The sequence below is a fragment of the Nocardioides sp. genome (assembly GCF_034670285.1).
Taxonomy (GTDB): Bacteria; Actinomycetota; Actinomycetes; order Propionibacteriales; family Nocardioidaceae; genus Nocardioides.
On record NZ_JAXMNS010000380.1, the window covers coordinates 1 to 3,642 of the forward strand.

Sequence of the window (3,642 nt, forward strand, 5' to 3'; positions counted from 1 at the left end):
GCACTGGTCGTCAGGTGCAGGTGCCGGGCAGCGGCCTCGAACGTGCCGTGGTCGATGATCGCCACGAGCGCGGCCAGCTGATCGGGGTGCGGCACCATGAAGGAAATCTAAAGGATCTGAAGATACTTTCGTTGGTCTTCATCACCTCGAGTCCCTACCGTGAACGCGTGCTGACCTCACTCGCGACCGGCCTCGTCACCGGCCTCGCCCTCATCGTCGCCATCGGCGCGCAGAACGCGTTCGTCCTGCGCCAGGGCTTGGCCCGTCGCCACGTCGGACCGGTCGTGGCGGTCTGCGCCCTCTCCGACCTGGCCCTCATCCTCGCCGGCGTCGCCGGGATCGGCGTCGTGGTCGAGCAGGCACCCTGGGTCATCGACGTCGTGCGCTGGGCCGGCGCCGCCTTCCTCACCTGGTATGGCGTCACGTCACTGCTGCGCGCACGGCGGCCCTCGTCGCTCGAGGCCGCGCGCGGCGACTCCGCCGCCCTCGGACCGACCGTGGCCAAGGCGGTCGCGCTGACCTGGCTCAACCCGCACGTCTACCTCGACACCGTGCTGCTGCTCGGCTCGATCGCCCAGGCCGATGCCGCACCGTGGTGGTTCGCCGCGGGCGCCGGAGCGGCCAGCCTGTTGTGGTTCACCGCTCTCGGGTACGGCGCTCGGCTCGCCCACCGAAGGCTGTCGACGCCGCGCGCATGGCAGGTGCTCGACGTCGTCATCGGTCTCACGATGCTCGCGATCGCCGTCCGTCTCGCCCTCGGCGGCGCCTGACACTGCTGGAGCAGATGTCACAACTGACGCTACGCTCCCGCCATGGTGATCGACCTCCCCGACCCGTCGGTGTCCCGGCGGGCGCTCCTGGCCTCGTCCGGCGGGCTGGGCGCCGTGGCCGTGCTCGGCACCGGTGCCAACGCAGTCGCGTTGCCGCTGGGTGCCGACCGAGCGCGCTTCCTGTCGCCCGCCGAGCTCGCCACGTTGCGCGGCGTCGTGGACCGGGTCGTGCCGGGTCGACCCGAGGACAGCGTCGACGGCGCCGTCACGGCTCGGGTGCACCACGCCATCGACTCCCTGCTGGGGGCGTTCGAGACCGACCCCCCTCGGATCTACGCCGGCGGCCCCTTCTCTCGACGCGGCGGCGCGAAGGTCAACGACTTCGCCCGCTTCGTCGAGCTCGACGACTACGAGCGGCTCGCCTGGCGCCTTCGACTTCATGGGTCCCGAGGGCGTGCACGTCTTCAGCGCAACGGCGCGACCCCAGGACTTCGTCGCGTCTACCGCAGGGGCCTGCGGCGCCTCGCGGCGAACGTGCCGGGCTTCGCCGGCCTTCCGGGCCCCGCGCGCGACCTGGCCCTGCGACTGAACGAGGACAGCGACGTGCAGGCGATGCTCGACGTCGCGGTGCCGCACACCCTCGAGTTTCTCTTCGGCGCGCCCGAGTACGGCGGCAACCACCGCCAGAAAGGCTGGAAGGCCATCGGGTTCGACGGCGACCGTCAGCCTCGCGGCTACACCCGTCGCGAAGTCACCCAGCCCGAGACCGAGCTGCTCCCCGTGCTCGACGTACCGCTCTCAGAGCTGCTCGGCGGGTCGCTGCCGCTGATCGCCCTGGCCCCCTCCGAGGCCGTCCACGGGCTCCGCGCTGCATCCGAGGACAGCTTTGCGGCACGGCAGTCCGAGGTGCAGTCGATGGTCGCGGCACTCCGTCAGGGGGCCGAGGACCCAACCTCCGACCTCAGAACGCTGGACGCGCTGACGCGCCGGATCATCGCCTCGACACGCACGGGGAAGACCTCGTGAACCAGCAGGCCGTCGTGATCGGCTCCGGTGCCGCAGGATCGGTGGTGGCCTGGGAGCTCGCCCAGCACGGCTGGGACGTGACCATCCTCGAGCGCGGCCGCAACCTGCGACCCGGGCTGGGCAAGCGTCGCAGCGCCGATCTCGGCACCCACTACGGAAGTGACGAGATCAAGGGCGCGCGTGGCTTCGGCTTCCCCGATGCCCGGCTCGAGCCCTACACGACCCGCACGCAGGCAGAGGCTTTTCAGGGTGTCGCACGCTCTGCCACCGGGGCACTGGGCCAGCTGGGAGCAGCGGTCGGAGGCACCTCGTTGCACTACAACGCCAAGACACCGCGTTTCTGGAAGCAGGACTTCCACCAGCGCTCCGCTCTTGGTCCGGTCGCGGATGCCCAGGTGGCGGACTGGCCGATCGAGTACGACGACCTCGAGCCGTTCTACGACGAGGTCGAGTACCGCCTCGGCGTGCAGGGCGACCGGTCCGCGATGCCGGCGCGGACCCTGAGCCAGTCGCCCCGCCGGCGCGACTTCGTGCAGGGACCCAACCCCACCGGATACGCCGCCGGGCTGCTCGGTCAGGGCGCGGAGCGACTGGGCTACGAGCCGTACCCGCTGCCCGCGGCTGTGAACTCCCGCGTGTTCCAGGGTCGCCCCGCGTGCAACTCCTGCGGGCTCTGCTCCGGCTTCGGCTGTCCTATCAACGCGCGCGGCGACGCACTCGTCTCGTACCTCAACCCGGCCTTGCGAACCGGTCGCGTGCGAGTGATCGACCGCGCGTGGGTGCACCGGGTCCAGACCTCGCGAGACGGACGCCGGGCGACGGCCGTCCTGTGGCGCGACGTGCGCGGCCGCGAGCACCGCACCCGGGCTACCACCGTCGTCCTCGCCGGCAGCCCGATCAACACCGCCCGGCTGCTGCTGCTCTCGGCCAACGACAAGCACCCGCGCGGCCTGGGCAACCGTTCCGACCAGGTGGGGCGCAACATGATGTTCCACAACTTCACCCAGGCAGCGGCGTTCTTCCCCACCAACGTCCATCCGCTCCGGGCCCAGTCCACGACGCTGGCCATCGACGACCTGGTCGGGCCGTTCACCGGCCCCGAGGTCACTGCACTGGGCGTTCCTTACGTCGCAGGGGGCGTCGTCCAGGTCGGCTCCGGGGCTCCCCCTGTCGAGGGTGCCAAGCTGCTCGCCGACCTGGTCGGCTACGGGGCACCCCTGAAGCAGATCCTCAAGGTCGGCCTCCACGCCGGGGTCGCCGCCTCCCAGCTGGTCCACCAGGACCTTCCGCAGAAGCACAATCGTGTGGACCTCGACCCGAAGGTCCGCGACTTCCTCGGCAACCCGGCGGCGCGGATCACCTACTCCCCCCACCGTCACGAGCAGGCTGCCGCGATCCTGCTCGGCGCCCGCCTCGAGGCCATGCATGCGCTCGCCCCGGGCGCGACCGGGGCCGTCGTCCTGCCGTTCCCGCTCCTCAGCGACGGGATCACCTACACCGCCCACCTGGCGGGCACGGCCAGGATGGGCCGAGATCCACGTACGTCGGTCTGCGCACCGTCCGGCCGGATGCACGAGCTGGACAACGTCTACGTCGCCGATGCCTCCACCTGGCCGACCTACCCGGGATTCAACCCCACCCTGACCATCATGGCCAACGCCCAGCGCATCGCCCGCCGGTTGGCCACCCGTCCCGGCGAGTAGGAGAGCTCCATGTGCCACACCTGCACCCCGGCATCGGCAACGGCCGGCCTCAGCCGTCGAGCGCTGCTGGGCGCTGGCGCTGCCGCCCCGCTCGCGCTGGCGCCCACCTCTGCCCCCGCCGGCGCGGCCGCTGCCGCCGTACG

General features: G+C 71.4%; 3 protein-coding genes. All 3 read left to right on the forward strand.

What is annotated here, in order from left to right; all coding sequences use genetic code 11:
* Positions 1-167 precede the first annotated feature (167 nt).
* The 3 genes from VOI19_RS16205 to VOI19_RS16215 are packed head-to-tail and all read left to right on the forward strand — an operon-like array spanning position 168 to position 3,499.
* Positions 168-770: a LysE/ArgO family amino acid transporter gene (locus VOI19_RS16205; protein ID WP_323794000.1), complete on the forward strand. Its 603-nt coding sequence runs from the start codon at positions 168-170 to the stop codon at positions 768-770.
* A gap of 42 nt (positions 771-812) precedes the next feature.
* Positions 813-1,796: a gluconate 2-dehydrogenase subunit 3 family protein gene (locus VOI19_RS16210; protein WP_323794001.1), complete on the forward strand. Its 984-nt coding sequence runs from the start codon at positions 813-815 to the stop codon at positions 1,794-1,796.
* The gene (locus VOI19_RS16215; RefSeq protein ID WP_323794002.1) at positions 1,793-3,499 is read left to right on the forward strand and encodes a GMC family oxidoreductase; all 1,707 of its coding nucleotides are present in this window, start codon (positions 1,793-1,795) and stop codon (positions 3,497-3,499) included. Before VOI19_RS16210 ends, VOI19_RS16215 begins: the two co-directional genes overlap by 4 nt.
* Positions 3,500-3,642 lie beyond the last annotated feature (143 nt).